General features: G+C 36.7%; 17 protein-coding genes and 1 pseudogene. 3 read left to right on the forward strand and 15 right to left on the reverse strand.

The window, feature by feature from the left end:
• Nucleotides 1-5: 5 nt before the first annotated feature.
• From recQ to HNQ98_RS07580, 3 genes are all read right to left on the reverse strand, one after another.
• On the reverse strand, nucleotides 6-1,823 hold the full coding sequence (gene recQ, locus HNQ98_RS07570) for a DNA helicase RecQ (RefSeq protein WP_014974993.1): 1,818 nt from the start codon (nucleotides 1,821-1,823) through the stop codon (nucleotides 6-8).
• Between the two features lie 95 nt (nucleotides 1,824-1,918).
• Entirely contained in the window at nucleotides 1,919-2,575 is a 657-nt protein-coding gene (locus HNQ98_RS07575; RefSeq protein ID WP_135198210.1) for a histidine phosphatase family protein, read from the reverse strand.
• Between the two features lie 167 nt (nucleotides 2,576-2,742).
• The gene (locus tag HNQ98_RS07580; RefSeq protein ID WP_135197892.1) at nucleotides 2,743-3,567 is read right to left on the reverse strand and encodes a LysR family transcriptional regulator; all 825 of its coding nucleotides are present in this window, start codon (nucleotides 3,565-3,567) and stop codon (nucleotides 2,743-2,745) included.
• Nucleotides 3,568-3,709: 142 nt separating this feature from the next.
• On the opposite strand from HNQ98_RS07580, the gene HNQ98_RS07585 reads away from it, so the two are divergent.
• A complete protein-coding gene (locus HNQ98_RS07585; RefSeq protein WP_014974996.1) occupies nucleotides 3,710-4,708 on the forward strand; it encodes a YeiH family protein in 999 nt (332 codons plus the stop codon).
• Nucleotides 4,709-4,804: 96 nt separating this feature from the next.
• On the forward strand, nucleotides 4,805-5,143 hold the full coding sequence (locus HNQ98_RS07590; protein WP_019040374.1) for a hypothetical protein: 339 nt from the start codon (nucleotides 4,805-4,807) through the stop codon (nucleotides 5,141-5,143).
• Between the two features lie 29 nt (nucleotides 5,144-5,172).
• Here HNQ98_RS07590 and HNQ98_RS07595 read toward each other — a convergent pair whose 3' ends face one another.
• Nucleotides 5,173-6,528, reverse strand: coding sequence for a Na+/H+ antiporter NhaC family protein (locus HNQ98_RS07595; protein ID WP_135197893.1), 1,356 nt, complete (start codon nucleotides 6,526-6,528; stop codon nucleotides 5,173-5,175).
• Between the two features lie 321 nt (nucleotides 6,529-6,849).
• Nucleotides 6,850-8,067 carry an MDR family MFS transporter gene (locus HNQ98_RS07600; protein WP_014974999.1) on the reverse strand — a complete coding sequence of 406 codons (1,218 nt, stop codon included), beginning with the start codon at nucleotides 8,065-8,067 and terminating at the stop codon, nucleotides 6,850-6,852.
• A 164-nt stretch (nucleotides 8,068-8,231) separates the two neighbouring features.
• On the opposite strand from HNQ98_RS07600, the gene zwf reads away from it, so the two are divergent.
• Nucleotides 8,232-9,692, forward strand: coding sequence for a glucose-6-phosphate dehydrogenase (zwf, locus tag HNQ98_RS07605; RefSeq protein ID WP_014975000.1), 1,461 nt, complete (start codon nucleotides 8,232-8,234; stop codon nucleotides 9,690-9,692).
• A gap of 68 nt (nucleotides 9,693-9,760) precedes the next feature.
• Here the strand turns inward: zwf and HNQ98_RS07610 are convergent.
• From HNQ98_RS07610 to HNQ98_RS07655, 10 genes and pseudogenes are all read right to left on the reverse strand, one after another.
• A pseudogene (locus HNQ98_RS07610) lies at nucleotides 9,761-9,940 on the reverse strand (hypothetical protein); the annotation flags it as partial.
• Nucleotides 9,941-10,223: 283 nt separating this feature from the next.
• Nucleotides 10,224-10,571: a DUF6176 family protein gene (locus tag HNQ98_RS07615; protein ID WP_172600988.1), complete on the reverse strand. Its 348-nt coding sequence runs from the start codon at nucleotides 10,569-10,571 to the stop codon at nucleotides 10,224-10,226.
• A 193-nt stretch (nucleotides 10,572-10,764) separates the two neighbouring features.
• Entirely contained in the window at nucleotides 10,765-12,630 is a 1,866-nt protein-coding gene (locus HNQ98_RS07620) for an ABC transporter substrate-binding protein (RefSeq protein WP_135197894.1), read from the reverse strand.
• Between the two features lie 134 nt (nucleotides 12,631-12,764).
• Nucleotides 12,765-13,661, reverse strand: coding sequence for an ABC transporter permease (locus HNQ98_RS07625; protein WP_135197895.1), 897 nt, complete (start codon nucleotides 13,659-13,661; stop codon nucleotides 12,765-12,767).
• Nucleotides 13,662-13,672: 11 nt separating this feature from the next.
• Nucleotides 13,673-14,638 (reverse strand): ABC transporter permease, encoded by a 966-nt coding sequence (locus HNQ98_RS07630; protein ID WP_135197896.1) that lies wholly within the window; start codon nucleotides 14,636-14,638, stop codon nucleotides 13,673-13,675.
• Between the two features lie 2 nt (nucleotides 14,639-14,640).
• Nucleotides 14,641-15,630, reverse strand: coding sequence for an ATP-binding cassette domain-containing protein (locus HNQ98_RS07635; protein WP_135197897.1), 990 nt, complete (start codon nucleotides 15,628-15,630; stop codon nucleotides 14,641-14,643).
• A complete protein-coding gene (locus HNQ98_RS07640) occupies nucleotides 15,627-16,640 on the reverse strand; it encodes an ABC transporter ATP-binding protein (protein ID WP_135197898.1) in 1,014 nt (337 codons plus the stop codon). The genes HNQ98_RS07635 and HNQ98_RS07640 overlap by 4 nt, the downstream gene beginning before the upstream one ends.
• Nucleotides 16,641-16,840: 200 nt before the next feature.
• A complete protein-coding gene (locus tag HNQ98_RS07645; protein ID WP_135197899.1) occupies nucleotides 16,841-17,710 on the reverse strand; it encodes a sensor histidine kinase in 870 nt (289 codons plus the stop codon).
• The gene (locus HNQ98_RS07650) at nucleotides 17,697-18,350 is read right to left on the reverse strand and encodes a response regulator transcription factor (RefSeq protein WP_019041058.1); all 654 of its coding nucleotides are present in this window, start codon (nucleotides 18,348-18,350) and stop codon (nucleotides 17,697-17,699) included. Before HNQ98_RS07650 ends, HNQ98_RS07645 begins: the two co-directional genes overlap by 14 nt.
• 7 nt (nucleotides 18,351-18,357) lie before the next feature.
• Nucleotides 18,358-20,370 (reverse strand): FtsX-like permease family protein, encoded by a 2,013-nt coding sequence (locus HNQ98_RS07655; protein ID WP_184285035.1) that lies wholly within the window; start codon nucleotides 20,368-20,370, stop codon nucleotides 18,358-18,360.

Consider the following 20,370-nt stretch of genomic DNA (forward strand, 5'->3'; position numbering starts at 1 on the left):
TTTCTCTATTCTCGTACTTGTAAGTCATCTGCAAGCACATGAGCAAAGTCGTTATGATAGATTTCAAACTTCTTTTCACCAACACCAGAAAGTGCCAAAAATTCTTCATCTGTTTTTGGCCTGAGAATTGCCATATTCATCAAAGTCTTATCCGAAAAAATAAGAAACGGTGGAATACCTGCCTCTCGAGCCAATTCCAGCCTTTTTGCCTTCAACCGAGCAAATAATTGATTATCATCATCAGATAATTTCAACCCTTTGGCAGCAGACGTAACTACTTTTTGCTGTGCCACCACAGAACGATTCAGTCGTTTTTCCACAACCAATTGTCCTTTAAGCACACGAGCACCGATTTCTGTCACCTTAAGCACTGGGAACTCGCCACCCGCTGTTTTCAAGTAACCATCAGCCGTTAGAAAATCAATAAAAGCCGTTAAATCTTTCAATGTATGTGCTTTCATCAAGCCATATGTGGGTAATTGGGTCAAATAATCATACTTTTTCACAGTGGCATCATGTGAACCCTTTAATATTTTGGCAACCATTGTTTTACCAAAGCTCTGATTCATACGCATCACATTGGCCAGGACCTTTTGGGTATCTGTCGTCACATCAACCATCTCGCGAGAATCTAAGCAGTTCGAACACATCTTGCAATCTTGGTCAACGATTTCACCAAAATATCCTAATAAATAGCGTGGTAAACAAGTTTGCGTATTAGCAAATGCGTTCATTTCTCGGATTTTATTATATTCATTTTGCTTATATTCTTCTGAACCACCAGATTTTTGTACAAAAAATTCTTGTAAATGCATATCTTGTGGTGCATATAATAGTACAGCTTCAGCAGGCAAGCCATCACGTCCAGCGCGCCCAATTTCTTGATAATAGGCTTCGATATTTCCTGGTACAGAGTAATGGATAACAAAGCGCACATTGGGCTTATTAATGCCCATACCAAAAGCATTGGTTGCGACGATTACCTGCACATCATCATATAAGAATGCTTCCTGCATGGCTTGCCGTTCATGTTCAGGTAACCCTGCATGATAACGACCAACTTTAACCCCTTTTTTATGTAAAAATTCATATAATTCATCAACTTGTTTACGTGTAGCCGCATAAATAATACCACTTTGCTCACTATTTTCACGTAAATAATCTTGCACGTAACGTCGTTTGTCAACATAATGCATGATTTTAAGCGCAAGATTATCACGAGCAAAACCTGTCAGCACAGTATCTTCGTCAGAGACATCAAGTAACTGCTGCAAGCTCTCACGAACACGTTCAGTAGCTGTTGCAGTTAATCCTAAAACAGCTGGAGAACCAGGAATTTCATGTAATAATGGTAAAATATTTAAATAACTAGGTCGAAAATCATGCCCCCATTGTGACATGACGTGCGCTTCATCAATCGCAACTAAATCAATTGGCAACTGTTGAATAAAACCAAAAAAACTTGGAATTTCCAAGCGCTCTGGTGATACATACAACATTTTATAGAGACCCGCACGAATATCTGACATGCGCTGCGCCTGCTCTTGTCCTGTTAATGTAGAATTGAGAAAAGTTGCATCAATCCCCATCGTATTAAGACCATCAACCTGGTCTTTCATCAAAGAAATTAATGGTGAAATAACTAAAGTCAACCCCTCAAACATCAGTGCTGGTAATTGATACGTGATCGATTTACCACCACCAGTTGGCATAATTGCCAATGTATGTTTATGGGCTAACACTTTTTCAATAATATCTAATTGTCCTGCACGAAAATCATCGTACCCAAATACTTCTTTTAAAATCTCACGCGGTGTTTGCATATTATTATTATAAGCTATTGTACCAAATCATGTTTGAACAAATAAGTAAATTTCCAGGAAACTAACCCATGATATATTTTAAACGCATTAACCGTTCAAAATACAGTACTTGTATCATTAAACATTTCAACACTTAATGTGCCATCATTAGCCATATCAAAAACTGCTACTGCACCATTTTGAGGTCGATTTGCTGTAGACAAATGACCATAATGCTGTGCTAAATTCCAAATTAATTGACCGTGGGAAACTAACAATACTGTTGCATCACTAGCATATGTTTTGTGTAATGTTACCAGCGAGTGATCTATCCTTTGCCAAAAATCTGAAGCACTTTCACCTAAATGTTTGGGATCTATCTGATAAATTGTATCCATAATCGTTGTCATATCAACTTGTTTGGTAATCTCATCTGGTGAATCCGAATCAATACCTAATGCTTGACCAGTGGCTTTCCACACATCCGCATTTAGTCCGCCCTCAAAGCTACCAAAAAAATATTCTCGCCAGTCTGATGTAAACGTCAGTTTAGGTGAGTCACGGTTATTAGCTGATAAGATGTATTCTGCTGTGTGAATTGCACGCGATGTATCGGATGATATTGCTGCATCAAATTTCACATTTTGCAAACGCCGTCCTGCTGCTTGCCCATCTTGTTTACCCTGATCTGTCAACGGTGTATCTGCCCAACCTTGCACTTTATCTAGCGTGTTAAAAATCGTCTGCCCATGCCGCACTGCATAAATTTTCATGAAAATTCTCCTTAATTATTTTTATATCATAATATTATTGATATTGTCATCGCCTATTACAAAAAATGTAAACTATGATAATGGCAAGATTAATTGATGTTATCAAGCGGTTTTGGCCGCACCATATCGCGTACATAATAACTCTCTCAAACTGACTACACAAGCCATTATTCCGCTACATCACGTGCTATGTCTACCACTTGCTTATACCATTTTAAAATATCTGTCCGATTTTCGTGAGCCGAACGAATCACATAAAAAGATCGATTAAACATACTATCCAAGGTTTGGTAAGGCATATTATCAGTTAATGCTTGCACGCTAACAATTGATTTTCCAAAATTTTCTGATAACATTTTTACGATAATATCGTTGTTAGAAATTGTCAAAAAATGATTAGGCACCAAGTTATTTTGTTTAAAATACTGCTGTGTGTAGTGATAAACGCCAGAACCTTTTTCACGCACTAACCACAAATCCGAACCTAAATTTCCCGCTAACACAAGTTGATCCTTAGCAATTTCTTCTCGTACAATAAAATCATGTGTAATCGGTTTTTCAATAATGCCAAAATTGAATCGATGGTTCAATACACCTGCCAAAATTTCTTCAGAATTGTGCATCTCGATTTGTATATCCATTGTATTAAATTGCGTGTGTTCAATTTTTGAAAATATTTTTGGTAGTAAAACTGTTGCTGAAGTTTGAGAAGCCGCAATTTTAATGTTCGTACGCTGTTCTTTTTCCAAACTATCTGTAATAGTCTGCCATTGGTCTAACAGCTGTGCTGCTTTTTGATACAGCATCCGTGCATTATTTGTTGGCGTGAATTCAGTTCTACCATTACGATGAAATAATATGATATTTAATTCTTTTTCCAATTGTTGAATGTGCACACTAACCGTGGGTTGAGAAATAAATAATTGGTCGGCTGCTTTAGAAAACGATCGTGTTTCATAAACAGCAATAAAAGTTCTCAATAATTTAAACATAAGTTTTCCTATTAGTTTTATTAATTAAACACATTATAAATATTTATTTTACAAATAGCAAACACAGGGGTAGCATTAACTATATTGAAAATTAAAATTGCATGCCGAAATACTCAGCTGCAGTCATACATGGAGAGAGATTATGAGAATTAAATCAAATATGGTATCTGGTATCATCATTACCTTAATACTATCTGCAGTTGCAAAAATTTTAGCCATTTGGTTACCATTTTTAGGTGCTGAAGCGATTGCCATGCTGCTTGGTATTCTACTTGGAAATACCATCCTGAATCAAGCTGCATTTGCCCCTGGTATGAAATGGGCTGAAAAATTCCCTATTGAAATTGGTATTGCTTTAATGGGATTAACAGTTACTTTAAGAACAATTGAAAATCTCAAACTGCATGGTTTGCTTTTCATTATTCTCCAAATGACCTTAACTATTGTGATTGTCTTATGGATGGGTGGTCGTTTATTTAAAGTAACCAGTAAATCAGCCATGTTAATGGGCGCAGGAAATGCGGTTTGTGGTTCAAGTGCGATTGCATCAGTTGCACCAGCCATAGGCGCAACTGATGATCAACGTCGTACAGCTGTGGCCACTGTGAGTTTGACCGGTGTTGTCCTCTTACTGATTTTACCAATCGTTGGCCCACATTTAGTTGGCCATAATAACTTACTCCTTGGTGCTTTAGTTGGTGGTGTTGTTCAATCTGTCGGCCAAGTTGTTGGAACAGCAGCCTTAATCAATCCTACAGTTGTCACCTATGCCACTTTATTCAAGATGTTACGCATCATCCTCTTAACAGTTGTCGTACTGATCTTTTCAAAAATGGCACAAAAACAAGACCAAGCTGCTGCTAATATCAATGAAACACATCATGGCGTTAAAATCCCTTGGTTTATCATTGCCTTTGTTATCCTATTACTCGTCAACAGTTTCATTATATTGCCACATGCAATGACTTTCAGTGCAAAAACGATATCTGGATTCTTCGGTGTTGTCAACCTAGCCGGTATTGGTTTAAATTTGAAAATTGATACGATTAAGAAATCAGGTGGTAAGTTCTTAACTTACGGACTGGTAACTGGTTTAATCCAAGTCGTTATAGCCGTTATCTTAATTACTGTCTTGTTTTAGACAAGTATTTTACACTAAAAAAACTATCATATCTTAATGATAGTTTTTTTAGTGTAAATAAGCTTTCCTTCGTATCATCTATCAGAGGCATATCAAATGAAATTATCAGTTATCATATCAGCGTTATTCATCACATGTTTAATTACTATACCTATACAAAAAGCCATCATTCCCTCTGTATCAGCCACCAAAAATGAAGCTGGAAAAATAAAAATAACTAATCACAACACAAGTTATCTCACAATCAACATAACAACTGCCGATGAAGTTTGGATTAAAGATAGCAAAACAGAATCCTTACGAAAAAACTATCAAATCGCGCCCAATCAAAGCATCGTTATTTCTGCACACGGATCTGGTAGACCCTGCTGTGTTGACATATCAAAACCCAACCATTTTCTCAAAAAATTCACCTTCAGATCGTTACCTATGTAAAAAATACGCCCTTATTAAAGGCGCATTTTTTACTGCTTTCTCTGTTTTAAACCAATACCTGTAAATGCTGTCACCACTGACATCACTGGCGATAAAATAGCAAAAAATGTAAATGGTGCAAAATCAATGACTGAAACATGTAAAGTTTGCGCAGCGAATGCACCAGCTACGCCCCACGGTACCAAATAATTCATAACCGTACCAGAATCCTCAATTGTTCTCCCCAAAGCCAAAGGTGATAAATTAACACGTTTGAACGACTCTTTGAATAACTGTCCTGGCAAAATTGTGGCTAAATACTGTTCCCCAACTAAGAAATTAGCAGCAATACCAGTTGCTAACGTGGCTAAAATAACCGAACGAGATGATTTGAGATGTTTGGCAACAGGTGCCATCACTGCTTTCAAAATACCTAAGCCATTTAATAAACCACCCATTGCCAAAGCCAATAGAATAATCATCACGGTACTCATCATCGATGCCATACCACCACGATTCAATAGTGCAGTCAAGGTTGGGTCTGTACTCGTTGTTTTAAAACCATCCACCAACAAAACAGACCAAGATTGAACTGAATGATCAGCTAAAAATGCAATACTAGATACAAAAATGTTAATTGTCAACGCTGCTACAGCTGGAATTTTAAGAAATGCTGTCACAATCAGAACAAAAATAGGAACAATTGCCCACCAAGTTGGTTGTAAAACAGCCATCATGGCGCTACTTTGCTGTGAAATATCTTGATGCGTTTCATGACCCAAACCAAAACCAACTGCTAACAACAGTGTCAGAATCAAGGCGGGCAATGTTGTCCACATTAAATTTTTAATGTGCGCAAATAAATCTGTCTCGGAAATGGCTGATGCCAAATTTGTTGAATCAGATAATGGTGAACTTTTGTCCCCAAATATAGCACCAGATAAAAGCGTACCTGCAACCAATGCAGGATTTAACCCCATTAATGTCCCAATACCCATAAAAGCCACACCAACGGTTGATAAGGTCGTAAAAGCACTACCAATCACTGTCCCAACGACTGCCATTGTCATCAAAGCCGTTGGTAAAAACCAAGTTGGATTTAGAATTTTAAAGCCAGCCCAAATCATGGTTGGTATGACACCAGTGGCTGACCATAAAGCAATCATAGCACCAATTAACAAAAACAAAAAAATAGGTGCAATGCCCGACTCCAGACCTTTGATTAATGCCGCTTGTGAGGTTAGCCAACTCACGCCATACAAACGTGCCACAATCATAATCAATCCAATAGCAACCAGTAAAGGCGCTATTGGGCTAAGTCCAAAACTAATAATCCCAGTAGCTAGGATGACAATAATAGCTATCAATAGTACAAATGATAGGCGTCCAGATAATTTATGCACCATAAATCCAATCCTCCATATAAGTGTAATATAAAAAATCCCTGCTCTAGCCAATTAAGACTACAACAGGGACGAATCGATATTTTTAGAAATCCGTGGTACCACCCAGCTTACACTTCAGACAATGGTTAATTATCAAAAGTATCACTTAAACATTTGCTATCGTGGTGGTGCCACGCTTAAATGTACGCAATAATATATTGCGCGCAGTAACGAATCGTAATTCAGATTTTTGCACCTGTGTAGCTCACACCACCCGCTACTTCTCTTAACACCGAATGCATATCTTACTAGAATTGCTTTATTTAAGATAGGCTAATTTTACTATGCTTGACCAGCAGTGTCAATATTTTTACTACGATACACAATTACCGATAAACTGATCGTGATACCAATCATAACCACAAAAACTGATATAAATAAGATGTTCATTAAACCATGATCCATCATAATACCAGAATACATTGGGCCTACCACACGTCCTGATTGTATCATCATGGATACAAATCCTTGTGCTTGTCCTGCCACTGATTTTGGGGTAATCTGCGCCACCCAAGCAGGTACTTGTGGACTTTGTAACATTTCACCAATAGTTAACAATTCAAACACTAAAACAATTTGCCAAAATGACTGAACAAAGATTAAAAAGAAGAAGCTTGAAGCAAAAATAACACTGCCAAGAATTACAGAAACATGATACGGATGTTTATTCGCCCAGTTAGATACAAATTTTTGTAAGAAAATAATTGTTATACCATTAATCATCCACAAATCAGCATAATTTCGCGTTGGCATACCCAAATCTTTCATATGTGGTGCCATGACTGTTTCCCAAAGCATATAAGATAAATAAGTAATAAATAATAAACCGCCAATAGCAATCAATACAGATGTTAACTGAAATTTTACTTCATGTTGTTTTGGTGCCAACGTCTGCTCTGCTGAAAAATCTGTTGAACTCGTAAAATGATGGGTTGGTACGTTAAACTTCGTCACAATAATCAACAGTAAACCTGAATATAAGACAGTCGAAATCATCATTAACAGACTAAAACCATAGTCAAATAAGTAACCAACAGCCAATGTGCCTAAAACCACACCAATATTTAATACAATATACATGTTATTGAACACAATCCGTGTTTTTTCACCAGGAATTGTGGTGGCAAATGAATTAACCAACGTTTGTTCTAATCCCATGCCAAAATTAGCTAACCAAATTAATCCAGCAAACACCGGCCATCCATTCCAAAAAATCAGGCTCACCACTGAAACTAAAATGATAATCGCAGCAATGATCATTGATTCATATGGTCGCCAGCGATCAAACAATTTGCCACCAACAAAAGCACCAAAGACACTAATTAACGCACCAATCATTAAAACTAGACCAGCTGTTGTAAAACTTTGCTGTAAAACACTTGTCATATATAATGTTGTGACTGGCCACAACATTGAATTTCCAGTATTGGATAATAACGTCCCGACCAGCAGCCATTTTTCATTCAAACTTTTTGGCTTACCGGTTACATTATTCTGCATAAATACCCCCTAACACGTACTGAACAATAGGATTATTGTAACATGAAATATATTTTATTGTACGGCGCGGGTAATATGTTTGTGAAAAGCCATACTTTTACACTATTTTTGCGTTATAATAAATAGTGAATAAATACTTATACTATTAAATTAAGGGGAACATCATGGTTTCAGAAATCAAGACGTTGGTAACATTTTTCGGTGGTACTGGTGATTTGGCAAAGCGTAAGCTTTACCCATCAGTTTTCAACCTTTACAAAAAAGGTTACCTACAAAAACACTTTGCCATTGTCGGAACAGCCCGTCAAAACTTGACTGATGATGAGTTTAAACAATTAGTTCGTGAGTCAATTGCAGACTTTACAGACGATAAGTCACAAGCAGAAGAATTCATCACGCACTTTTCATATCGTGCACATGATGTTACAGACGCAGCATCATACGGCATTTTGAAGGAAGCGATTGAAGAAGCCGCTGATAAGTTTGATATCGACGGTAACCGTATTTTCTATATGTCAGTTGCCCCACGTTTCTTTGGTACAATTGCTAAATATTTGAAGTCTGAAGGTCTATTAGCATCAACTGGTTACAACCGTTTGATGATAGAAAAGCCTTTTGGTACATCATATGATACAGCTGAAGAATTACAACGTGACTTGGAAAATGCTTTTGATGATAATCAATTGTTCCGTATTGACCACTACCTTGGAAAAGAAATGGTTCAAAATATTGCGGCACTTCGTTTCGGTAACCCAATTTTTGATGCAGCTTGGAACAAAGACTACATCAAAAACGTACAAGTTACATTGTCCGAAGTCTTAGGCGTTGAAGAACGTGCTGGCTATTATGATACAGCTGGGGCATTGTTGGATATGATTCAAAATCATACCATGCAAATCGTCGGTTGGTTAGCTATGGAAAAGCCAGAATCTTTCAATGATAAAGATATTCGTGCTGCCAAGAATGCTGCGTTTAATGCCTTAAAAATTTACAATGAAGAAGAAGTTAACAAGTACTTCGTTCGCGCACAATATGGTGCCGGTGATTCTGCAGCATTTAAGCCATACTTGGAAGAAATGGATGTTCCTGCTGACTCAAAGAACAATACCTTTATGGCTGGTGAATTACAATTTGATTTGCCACGTTGGGAAGGCGTACCGTTCTATGTTCGTTCAGGTAAGCGTCTAGCTGCTAAACAAACACGTGTGGACATTGTCTTTAAGTCTGGTACATTTAACTTTGGTACAGAACAAGAAGCGCAAGAAGCTGTGTTGTCAATTATCATTGATCCTAAGGGTGCGATTGACTTCAAGATTAACTCAAAGTCAGTCGAAGATGCTTTCAATACACGTATGATTAATCTTGATTGGACCGTTTCTGATGAAGATAAGCAAAACACACCTGAACCATACGAACGTATGATTCATGACACCATGAATGGTGATGGCTCAAACTTCGCTGACTGGAATGGTGTATCTATTGCCTGGAAGTTCGTTGATGCTATTTCAGACGTATATGCTGCTGATAAAGCACCACTTGAGACATACAAATCTGGATCTATGGGTCCTGAAGCATCTGATAAATTATTAGCTGCTAATGGTGATGCCTGGGTATTTAAAGGTTAATCTCCCAATTCTTAAAAAAACACCAAATAAAAAAGCAAAGTCTTGATTTTTAGGACTTTGCTTTTTTATTATTGAATAAGTGTTTTACGATCTAAAACTGGTGGCACAACTTTTTTAGCTGTACTTGTCATCGTTTGAATATAATTCACGAAGGTATCTGTATCGGTTCCAACTGCACCCACAAGTTTTGTACCTTTAAATGCCGTGAAATTATCACCACCACCGTGCAAAAAATCATTAATCACAACAAATTGATATGTCAGTGTTCATCATCGGAAAACTTGATATACCATATTGTTATAAGGAAAAATAATTCTTGATAAAATAAATAAAATTGTGAATGCTTTTTTGACGAAACTGGCGAGATATTCCAAAGTACTATTGGTAAATCAAAACAATCCATTCAAACTGTACAAGAGGTTCTTATTGAATAAATAAAAATGTCTATTTTTTAATTGATATCGCTAGAAGCATAGATTCTTTCCAAAAAACTCTACCTAGCAAGTATGCGTTTATATTAGGTTAATCATATTATGCCATAATATGTCGTACATTATTAGGTATCATAATGACCGAAGGCTTTAAATCCTTTGTTATAAAAGTGTTATCAATACACTCGTTCCAATACTGTAAATGCTTTTTATCAACCCAACTATCTGATTCTTCTACTTGCTGTCCTCCCTTACCTTGTATTGAATACCAATAAAGAAATTCTTCACCGTTCAATTTTTCTCTAAAAATGTTTTCTACATACATTTTTTCTCTATCTAATGTAAGTAACGTTTCTTCTATATTTTCATTTAAGAATGCTAACCACTCATCAACTACTTTAGATTTACCTTCTTTCACTCTAAACCGACTTAATTCAATATTCACCATCTCGTTTACCTTCCTATATTTCCATATGTGGATACACAATACCAAATCTTTAACATTTGGTATTGCTAACTATAATTATTTTTAAAAAGAACGCCAAAATCCTCAAATAAAGGGTTTCTGACGTTCCTGGATAATCTCTATCTTATTTTTCTAACTACAAGTACTTTTATTTAGTATCACATTACCTATGTGTTTACTTTCTTGGATCGCCCGAAGTTACAGGCTTATCTTGAGAAACACCTATCTTAGCATACAAATCATTAGTATCTTTGGTAGCTGCTGTCGTCCAGCCTGTCACACGACCATTGACTAATTGTACCTTAATATTAGTGTATGTTGGTATTGTATAAGCTTGTTCATCAACAACTAATTTTTGGAATTGCTTAATATTCTTCTTTAAGTCATCTTCAGACGTTGATTTTTGAGTATCTTCTAAGTTTTGAGTTAACTTGTCCGAAACAACATGGCCAAAGTTATATGGCGCTGCCTTACTCCACAATTGATCAAATGTGGGCACAGTCCCTTCTCCCCAACCGGCATCTGTTATATCCCAATCATTATGATTGCCATCTAACACGATTGATTGCCAAGTCGATGGATCAACTAACTTGTTTTGATACAATTTAACCTCAATACCAGCTTTTTTCCATGATTCTATATAAGCTTTGGTTTCAGCTTCTGAGGTTGTACGTCCAGAACGTGCCAAGTATACCAAGCTCAAACGCTTGCCATCCTTAGTGAAATAACCATCGGCATCCTTTTTATAGCCAGATTTTTCCAATAATTCACCTGTTTTTTTAGCGTCACCAGCTGACTTTTGTTGATACCCCTTAACATCATCATTGTAGAACAATGTTTTAGTTTCATTCTTTGAAACTAATGTATCTGCTGTTACACGAAGCCCATTACCATACTTTTTAGTTACATCACCAACGTTTTGAGCAAAACCAACTGCTTTACGCACATTAGCATCTTGTAATGGTGTCTTTCTGTCCTGCACACTATCACCAGATTTTTGGTTAAGGTGTCCTAAGTTAAAGTAAAGTTCCCAATAACCAGTGTCATAACTACCTGTTGCAGCGTAACCTTTGGCATTGTCATACTTTGATAATACAGGTGTGCCACCATCTTTCCACAGGGCGGAAGGTGCTTCAGTAACAATATCAAACTTTTGTTTTGCTAAATCATTTTCTAGTTTTGTTTGATCTTGGTTAATATAATATGTGATACCTTTTAGTTTTGGTGTTTTACCCCAATAATCGGTATTTCTGACATATTTAGCTGTCGAATCAGAAGATACAGAAGCAACCTTAAACGGTCCAAATGACAATGGATGCTTTGTGACTTTTTCAGAAGTTGCTAAATCTTTCGAAGCGACATTCTTCAAGTCATGATATGGCAGAGCGTATGCCGGAAGACCATCGCCCCAGTCAATCGCGGCTGGCAATGCTGTATACGAAACGGTCAGTTTTTTACCATCGGCACCATCATCTAGCTTGACACCAGAAATTTCTTTAGCCTTACCATCTTGGTAGGCACTCAGACCCTTAATAGCTGTATACGACTCTGTAAAGTTAGCTGCAGCAACTTTATTTGTTGCTAAGGTTTTCAATGAGAATAACACATCTTGTGCTGTGACATCTTTACCATCGGACCACTTCAAATCATCACGCAGGGTGATTGTTGCTGTTTTATTGTCTTTATCAATTTTGATTTTTGCAGGACCATCATTGGTTGTTTTAGAATTTTCATCAACATAGAACAACGAATTAGCACCTGCAGGATCAAGTTGTCTCTGAGCTGCAGACCACTGTGAAAATTCACTATATCCCGCAAATGACACAGGGTCCGATGCGGTCCCAGGATAGCTCACTGTTAACGTCCCATTTTTGATAGCAGACTTTGAATTCTTATAATCACCCTTAAATGAACCAACACTAACCGCTTTTTGTGTTGAATCACTATTATTAGATGTGACAGCGAATAACGCCCAAGCGGCACCTGCAACGACGATAACACCGCCGACGCCATACCCTATTTTCTTTCCCGTACTAACCATTACAAGCTCCTTCTTGAATAATTATGATAATTTAATTGCAGTAAATTAATCATTCTATTAAATATAAGTACAAATATATCACTTTAAAATGAGTTGTCAATAATAAAATTAAAATTAACTCATTTATATTAAAATTAAGAAACAGATTGTCGTTGATCAATTGCCCGTCGGGCAACTTGTCCAAGAACAACGATACCAAAAGTCATAATCACCAATACTAGTGTCACCGGTACCCACAACCACCATTTTGTATAGACAGAAGAAGCCGAACTGCCACTTAGTACCGTTAACATTGAACCCAAAGAACTTGTCCCGTGTTTCAATCCAAAGCCCAAGAATGTCAAACCAGTTTCAATACCAATTGATCCTGCTAAAGTGAGCGCGAAATCTGATATAACTGTTGAAGAGATATTAGGCAAAATACCACTCAATAGAATTTTATACCAAGGTGTTCCGGAAATTTTAGCAGCTTCAACATAATCTCGATTAACCTCTGACAAAGTTAATGTGCGTATCAAACGTACATTTGGCGGCCAGTTCATAACTGATAAAATCAAAATTAAGTTCCAGATTGATAAGCCTTTGGCTGTCGAAAAAATAATTGCTAAAATCATAATAATTGGCATCACCAGCCAAAAATCAATTAAACGCATCGCGACCCAATCCAGCCAGCCACCAAAGTAACCAATAATCATACCGAACACCACTGAAATAACTGTGATTAATACTGCTACACAAACGCCAATGATAATTGAATTGCGTGATGATGCAATTAACGTCAGTAGAAAATCAGCACCCGAATCCGTCGTGCCGAGAATATGACCATTGGTTAATGGTGATAAATTAGCATTCAAGATGTCACTCATCGTCCCAATATTTTTTGGTACGAAAAACTGTCCAATAACAATAAATAAAAATAATGCAACTAATAACACTGTAGCTACTAATGCTAAATTATCTTTCGCTAGTTCACGACTAAAATTTTTCATAAATTTTGATCCAAAGCGATTTTTTTTGATTTTTGTGTCCATGTACTTACTCCTTATTTCACTCGAATACGAGGATCAACCCAAGCTGAAATAATATCTGACAACAGGCCACCCATTAGTGCTAAGAATCCTTGAAGTAACATCAATGCCGTAATAACGGTGTAATCACGTCCACTTAGAGCTTGCACAAATAAAGCGCCCAATCCCGGATACCCAAAAATCGTTTCAGCAAAAATGGCACCACCTAACACACCTGTGATGGAATAACCAATACCTGAAGCAATTGGCAGAAATGCATTCCGTAAAATATGCTTTCTGAACACATCCTTTATCTGAACACCCTTAGCACGTGCTGTTCGCACATAATCTTGAGCTTGCTGATCCAATAAATTTGAGCGTAAATACTGAAAAATACTATTAGTACTAAATAATGCAATCGTTAAAGCTGGTAAAAATGCATAACTTAAATTGCCAAAGAAATTTGTTGTAAAATTTTGTGAGTCATCGATACCTGTACCTGAAATAGGAAAAATTGGAATGATGTACACAAACAAAACCATCATGATGAAATAAAATACAATTGATGGTACTGCTGATGTCATAGTATTCCAAACCATTAAGGCACGGTCAATCAACTTATTCTCATTTCTTGCTGCCAACAGTGCCTGTGTAATGGCCAAAAAATAAGTCAAAATAGCTGCTATAATTCCCATTGAAAGGGTCGGCCAGATACGTTGACCAATAATGCGTGTTACTGCCCAGCCCTTATTGACAACATATGATGTACCTAGGTCGCCATGCAAAACATTCCCTACCCATTTTATATACTGTTCATACCAAGGTAAATCCAATCCTGCAGCATGTCTCATACGTTCAATTGTTGCTAGATCAGAATTGGGATTCAAGTTACCATAGAATGGATCACCCGGCATCAATTGTGCTAACATAAAAACCAAAATGGAAACTAAAATAAGTTGCGGAATCATAAGTAACACACGTCGTAATACTGTCTGCCACATATTCAGACACCCCCATTTTCAAGCGCCACAAAATGCGTTTTTGTGACTTGCTGTAAATCATAAGCACGTAAACGTTTACCGTCTTGCTGATAGTAAGTATCTTGATGTTGCGTGAATTCTGCTTCAACTTTTTTACGATAAACTCGCTTTGCTTCACGTTGACTAACATCTAAACTCGGTATTGCTGACAACAAACGCTTGGTATAAATATGACTAGCATCATTAAAAATATCTTCTGTTGTTCCTAACTCTACAAACCGTCCATTATGCATAATAGCAATATTATTCGTCATGTATTTCACAACACCTAGATCATGAGAAATGAAAAGAAAACTGATAGCATAATCACGCTGAATTTTTTTCATAAAATTTAATACCTGTGCTTGCACTGATAAATCTAAGGCTGATACTGGTTCATCAGCAACAATTAATCTAGGATTTGTCGCCAATGCTCTTGCAACACCTATTCGTTGACGCTGCCCACCTGAAAACTGAAAAGGGTATTGGCTTATTGTGCGAGCTGGTAATCCAACAATGTCCAATAATTCCAACACACGTTCATCTACCTTAGATTGTTCAAAGGAACGTTCACCACCATATCCAGCTCCAATCTTGTTTGGTACACCGAAACTTTTAAGTGGTTCAGCAATGATTTCGCCAATTGTCTTTCGGGGATTTAAACTTGATTGGCTATCTTGAAAAACCATCTGAACATCTTTATTATAATTAATCGCTTTCTTTTGTTTGATTTGAGTTACTTCTTGACCTTCAAATAGAATTTTTCCACTCGTCGGGTTCTCAAGTCCAACAAGTGACTTACCAATAGTCGTCTTACCTGAACCCGATTCACCAACAAGACCATACGTTTGACCGGCTTCAATGGTAAATGACACATCATCGACAGCTTTAATATTATCTGTAATTCGGTTAAAAAATCCAGATCTAACCGGATAATAGACTTTTAAATTTTCTATTCTGACTAACTCACTCATACTTGCTCCTCATTATTGACAGGCTCTTCAAACTCAAAAGTTTTCCAAACATTACCGCGTACATAATGCTGTGCATTAACTTTTTGCAATTCTTCGCTGACTGGTGCGTTAACCACCTCATCATTAAGCCAAGGTACACGCTGTAAAAATAAATCTTTACTATGGTCCATATCATTTAACGCCGGTACCGTACCGGGAATAGCATATAAATCTTCACCAGGGTTAACATCTGATGGATCTGCTCGTAAGAGTGACCTAGTGTAAGGGTGCTTAGGGTTATTAAATAGTTCCTCAACTGAAGCTTGCTCAACAATTTGTCCAGCATACATCACATTCACACTATCTGCCATTTCAGCCACAACACCTAAATCATGAGTAATTAATAAGATACCGGCATTTTTCTTAAGCTGAATTTCTTTGATTAAATCTAATATTTGAGCTTGAATAGTCGCATCAAGCGCTGTTGTTGGCTCGTCGGCAATAATTAAATCTGGCTCATTTGCTAAGGCAATAGCTATCATGACGCGCTGTCGCATACCACCAGAAAGTTCATGTGGATATTGTTGTGACACTCGCTTAGCATCCACGATGCCAACATCCAGTAGCAATTGCTGAACTCGATTTTTTACTTCTTTTGACTGCTTATCGTGTACTGTAATGGCCTCAGCAATTTGGTCACCAATTTTCATCAACGGATTGAGACTTGATAATGGATCTTGAAAAATCATACCCACTGAGACACCACGGTATTTGTCAAACTGTCTTTCTGTTAAACCAATGAGTTCATTATCGTTTAATTTAATAGAACCTGTGACCTGCGTTTGTTCTGGATTGTGTAAGCCCATAACACTCATCGCAAATGTTGACTTCCCCGATCCAGATTCCCCAACTAAGGCCAAAACTTCCCCACGATTGATAGACAAATTAACTTTGTGTAATGCTGTTTGATATTCACCAGCAATTTTAAATGCCACAGATACATCTTTGGCATCTAGTAATTTTTCTTTCATTCTCTGAACCTCATTTTTCATTTAATGATTATTATATCATTTTTTTATAATTGAAAAAGATCTTTTCTTATAATTTAATATAGTTATTTTGTAAAAATTATCACAAAAAAGGGATACTATATGTTCTTTAATAACATACCGTATCCCTTTTTTATTAAAAAAATAACCTGTTAACATTTATATATGACAACGTTAAGTATCTACCGCTTGTTGATTTTAAGCGTGCTACCAACCCCAACTTGCGATGTCACTTCAATTTGGAAATCTAATTTATCCAATATTAATTTAGCAAGATATAGACCCAAACCACTAGCTTTTTTATCTAATCGCCCATTATAGCCAGTAAACCCGTGGGCAAATAATCGCGGAATATCTTCTGCTAAAATACCAATACCTGTATCCGATATTTTTATACCTTGATCAGATAATGTTATCGTAACCCGACCTCTATCTGTGTACTTCACTGCATTATTGATCACCTGTTCTAGTGCAACACCTAACCATCTCGCATCTGTTTTGAGTGTTACATCCCCAATAATTTCCACAGCAATGTTCTTCTGGATAAACTGTATCGCATACTTTTTTACTAGTCGATTTAGCAATGTGCGTCCATCCACTCGTTCAAATCTAAAATCAGTAGCAACATTATTAATACGCAGATATTCTAGCAAAATATTAAGATAATTTTCTAATGCAAATGTCTGCTTTTTTAATTCTGGCAAACGGGTTTGCGCAACTAAGTCAATGCTAGCCAATGGTACTTTCATTTGATGACTCCAGATACGCATAATATCCAAAAATTCTTTCTCTTGTTGCGTACGGTGGGTTATTTCTGCCGTTAATTGTTGCATATCAGCTTGTAAATCACGTAAGATTTGTTGCGCTTTTTTAAAGGCTAAATAATCAAAAATTATATACACAACTAGTGTCAAAACTAATAATGCCCCTGCATTTCGTAACGGTGTCAATGGTAATTGCCACATCAAAAAGGTAAACCAGAAGCCCCCAAGTCCCATAAAAATAATCAATAATAAACTTAATCGTTTCTTTAAATACTCACCCCAAAACATAGCCCACCCCACGCACTGTATGGATTTTATCAAAATTAATTCGTACTAATTTTTTTCGTAAGCGCGCCATATTAACCTGCAATGTATTCTCGTCAATAAAGTCATTATTTTCCCATAGTTTAGACAATAAAACTTCTTTTGGTACGACAACTGCGCCATATTCAAATAATGTTTGTAATAGTCGATTTTCCGTACTGGTTAAATCGACTTTGCCACTCTCACCAATTAATTGATCATCAATCAATCGATAACCTGAAAAGACAAGTTCACGCGTACTAAAATCATAACTTCGTCTTAACAAAGCTTGAATCTTAGCACTCAGAACAACTAAATTAAACGGTTTAGCAATAAAATCATCGGCTCCCATATTCATGGCCATAACCTGATTCATTTCATCATCAGCACTAGAAATAAAAATAATAGGTATTTTACTTATTTTTCGTAATTCTGTTGTCCAGTAAAAACCATTAAAATAAGGTAACGTAATATCCATCAATACTAGATCAGCATGCGTTTCAGTAATTTCTTGAACGACAGCACGAAAATTCAGTGCCGAAACGACGCTGAATTCATCAGATAATGCTAATTTTAAACTGGTGACGATGCTCTCATCATCTTCAACAATAAATATTTTCTGCATAACATCATTATACTTGACGCTGTACAATCTTGACATAACTACGCGATGTGACTTTATAAATAATATAGTACAGCAAGATAATCACAACAATCACAATTGCACTTACCGTTAACATCAATTGACTGTCAGCTACACCAAAGACAGTTAAAATTTTTGATACCATGACGTATGAACCAGCAAAATGAATCACAGCAATAATAATTGGCGTGAAGAATAGTAAGCGAATTTGACTATTAATGGTTCGCGAAACTTCTTTTTTCGATAAACCGACTTCTTGCAAGATACGAAAGGCTTCTCGATCCTGTTCCCCTTCAGCAATCTGTTTATAATAAATAATTAAAGCTGCACCCAAAACAAATGTTAGCCCCAGAGTAAACCCAATAAATAGAAAGCCACTCAACGTACTGAGCGTTTCCTTTAAATAGCTATACCGATCAACACTGTATCGCGCCATATTCTCATCTGTCAATTTTGTAAAAGCATCGACTAGTTTGGCGCTATCCGTCTGATTAAGATTAATCAAGAATTGACGTATAGGTAATTGATAAGGGTCTCCGTCCCTAATCATACGATTTTGGCTATCAATTAACTGTTGTACAACTTGATCATTGGCTGCCACAATAATAAAACTAGTATTCCCTGAATTAAATTGCGCTATTGGAAAATTTTTCAATGCGTCAGTTTGCCCACGAACGACCAATTGATGACCAAACCACGTGATGCTGTCCGGATTAAAATGGCCATTATCATTGTGGATTAACACCTCATTTTTACCGATATTTGGTACATTATTACCCATTTTAATTAATGTTTGCCGTGAAATAATCTGTACTGTTTGTGCGTTCTGTGCATCTGATTGAGTTATTTCTGTAATTTTAGGGTGGCTGCTATCGTTCACTTTGACACTTTGACTACCAAAATCAACATATGAAATGCCCTTAGTAATTGATACATTTGATTGCTGTGCAGCAGTTGCCACGGCCCTATTGAACTGCTTTTCAGATGGTAGGCTGTCTTTAGACGACATCTCTTCGCCACTATGCTGCCCCAATGCGTTTAAGGTTGTTGTATAAGGCATATTTTTTAATGTGGCTTGACTCACCCCAACTTGTAACATGACAGTGGTAACTAATGTCACGATTGTCATAGTAATTAATATCGTAATATTCCCTAGCCCAATTGCATTTTGTTTCATACGATATAACATTGCATTTGTTGTAATAAATTTTTCGGGTCGATAATAACGTCGACCTTTCTTTTGGCGTTGCAAGTACCAAATCGTAAAGGTCATATAAAATAAATAGGTGCCTGCAATAACTAACAGAACTGAAATAGCAAACATTTTAACTGCCGTTTCACCACTTTTAACAGTCACTGCCATATAGTACCCGATAGCTAATAATAAAACCCCTAAGAATGCTAATTTTACTCGTGCTTTTGGTTCACGCTCGCCTTTATTTTCAGAATGAAGTAATGACAAACTGGAATTGTGACGAATAGTCCACGATACAACAATTCCCAATAATATAAAAGTTATTCCAGTGACAGCCAATGGTTCAAGAATAGACAAAATAGTCAATGACAAGTTAAATACATGTCCACCTAAAATCGTCACAAAAATCAAAAAAAGAAATTTAGCCAAACTAATACCAAATACCAAACCAATTCCCATTGTAAATAAAAACAGCATGCCTAACTCATATAAAGCCACGATTGTAATTTGTCGTTTCCCTAGTCCTAGTACATCATATAAGCCAAATTCTCGTGACCGTTTTTTCAACAAAAACCGATAGGCATAAACACTAATATCAATTGAAAAAGGTGCTAATATTGCTAAACCAACCATTAAAATCATTGAAACTGTTTTTGGTTGGATTTGTAGTTGATTTAATTCGGGCGAAAAAGCAATCGCAGCCAACACATACGACATCACAAACATCGTACTAGTCGCTAACAAAAAAGGTAAAAAGTTCTTAAATGATTGCCTGATATTTCGGGCTGCTAGTTTCAGATAAAACAT

It is taken from the genome of Leuconostoc carnosum (genome assembly GCF_014207505.1).
Classification (GTDB): Bacteria; Bacillota; Bacilli; order Lactobacillales; family Lactobacillaceae; genus Leuconostoc; species Leuconostoc carnosum.

Excerpts from the sequence above, each read along its gene's own strand:
- recQ (WP_014974993.1), bottom strand. The coding sequence starts at position 1,823 with ATGCAAACACCGCGTGAGATTTTAAAAGAAGTATTTGGGTACGATGAT.
- HNQ98_RS07575 (WP_135198210.1), bottom strand. The coding sequence starts at position 2,575 with ATGAAAATTTATGCAGTGCGGCATGGGCAGACGATTTTTAACACGCTA.
- HNQ98_RS07580 (WP_135197892.1), bottom strand. The coding sequence starts at position 3,567 with ATGTTTAAATTATTGAGAACTTTTATTGCTGTTTATGAAACACGATCG.
- HNQ98_RS07585 (WP_014974996.1), top strand. The coding sequence starts at position 3,710 with ATGAGAATTAAATCAAATATGGTATCTGGTATCATCATTACCTTAATA.
- HNQ98_RS07590 (WP_019040374.1), top strand. The coding sequence starts at position 4,805 with ATGAAATTATCAGTTATCATATCAGCGTTATTCATCACATGTTTAATT.
- HNQ98_RS07595 (WP_135197893.1), bottom strand. The coding sequence starts at position 6,528 with ATGGTGCATAAATTATCTGGACGCCTATCATTTGTACTATTGATAGCT.
- HNQ98_RS07600 (WP_014974999.1), bottom strand. The coding sequence starts at position 8,067 with ATGCAGAATAATGTAACCGGTAAGCCAAAAAGTTTGAATGAAAAATGG.
- zwf (WP_014975000.1), top strand. The coding sequence starts at position 8,232 with ATGGTTTCAGAAATCAAGACGTTGGTAACATTTTTCGGTGGTACTGGT.
- HNQ98_RS07615 (WP_172600988.1), bottom strand. The coding sequence starts at position 10,571 with ATGGTGAATATTGAATTAAGTCGGTTTAGAGTGAAAGAAGGTAAATCT.
- HNQ98_RS07620 (WP_135197894.1), bottom strand. The coding sequence starts at position 12,630 with ATGGTTAGTACGGGAAAGAAAATAGGGTATGGCGTCGGCGGTGTTATC.
- HNQ98_RS07625 (WP_135197895.1), bottom strand. The coding sequence starts at position 13,661 with ATGGACACAAAAATCAAAAAAAATCGCTTTGGATCAAAATTTATGAAA.
- HNQ98_RS07630 (WP_135197896.1), bottom strand. The coding sequence starts at position 14,638 with ATGTGGCAGACAGTATTACGACGTGTGTTACTTATGATTCCGCAACTT.
- HNQ98_RS07635 (WP_135197897.1), bottom strand. The coding sequence starts at position 15,630 with ATGAGTGAGTTAGTCAGAATAGAAAATTTAAAAGTCTATTATCCGGTT.
- HNQ98_RS07640 (WP_135197898.1), bottom strand. The coding sequence starts at position 16,640 with ATGAAAGAAAAATTACTAGATGCCAAAGATGTATCTGTGGCATTTAAA.
- HNQ98_RS07645 (WP_135197899.1), bottom strand. The coding sequence starts at position 17,710 with ATGTTTTGGGGTGAGTATTTAAAGAAACGATTAAGTTTATTATTGATT.
- HNQ98_RS07650 (WP_019041058.1), bottom strand. The coding sequence starts at position 18,350 with ATGCAGAAAATATTTATTGTTGAAGATGATGAGAGCATCGTCACCAGT.
- HNQ98_RS07655 (WP_184285035.1), bottom strand. The coding sequence starts at position 20,370 with ATGTTTTATCTGAAACTAGCAGCCCGAAATATCAGGCAATCATTTAAG.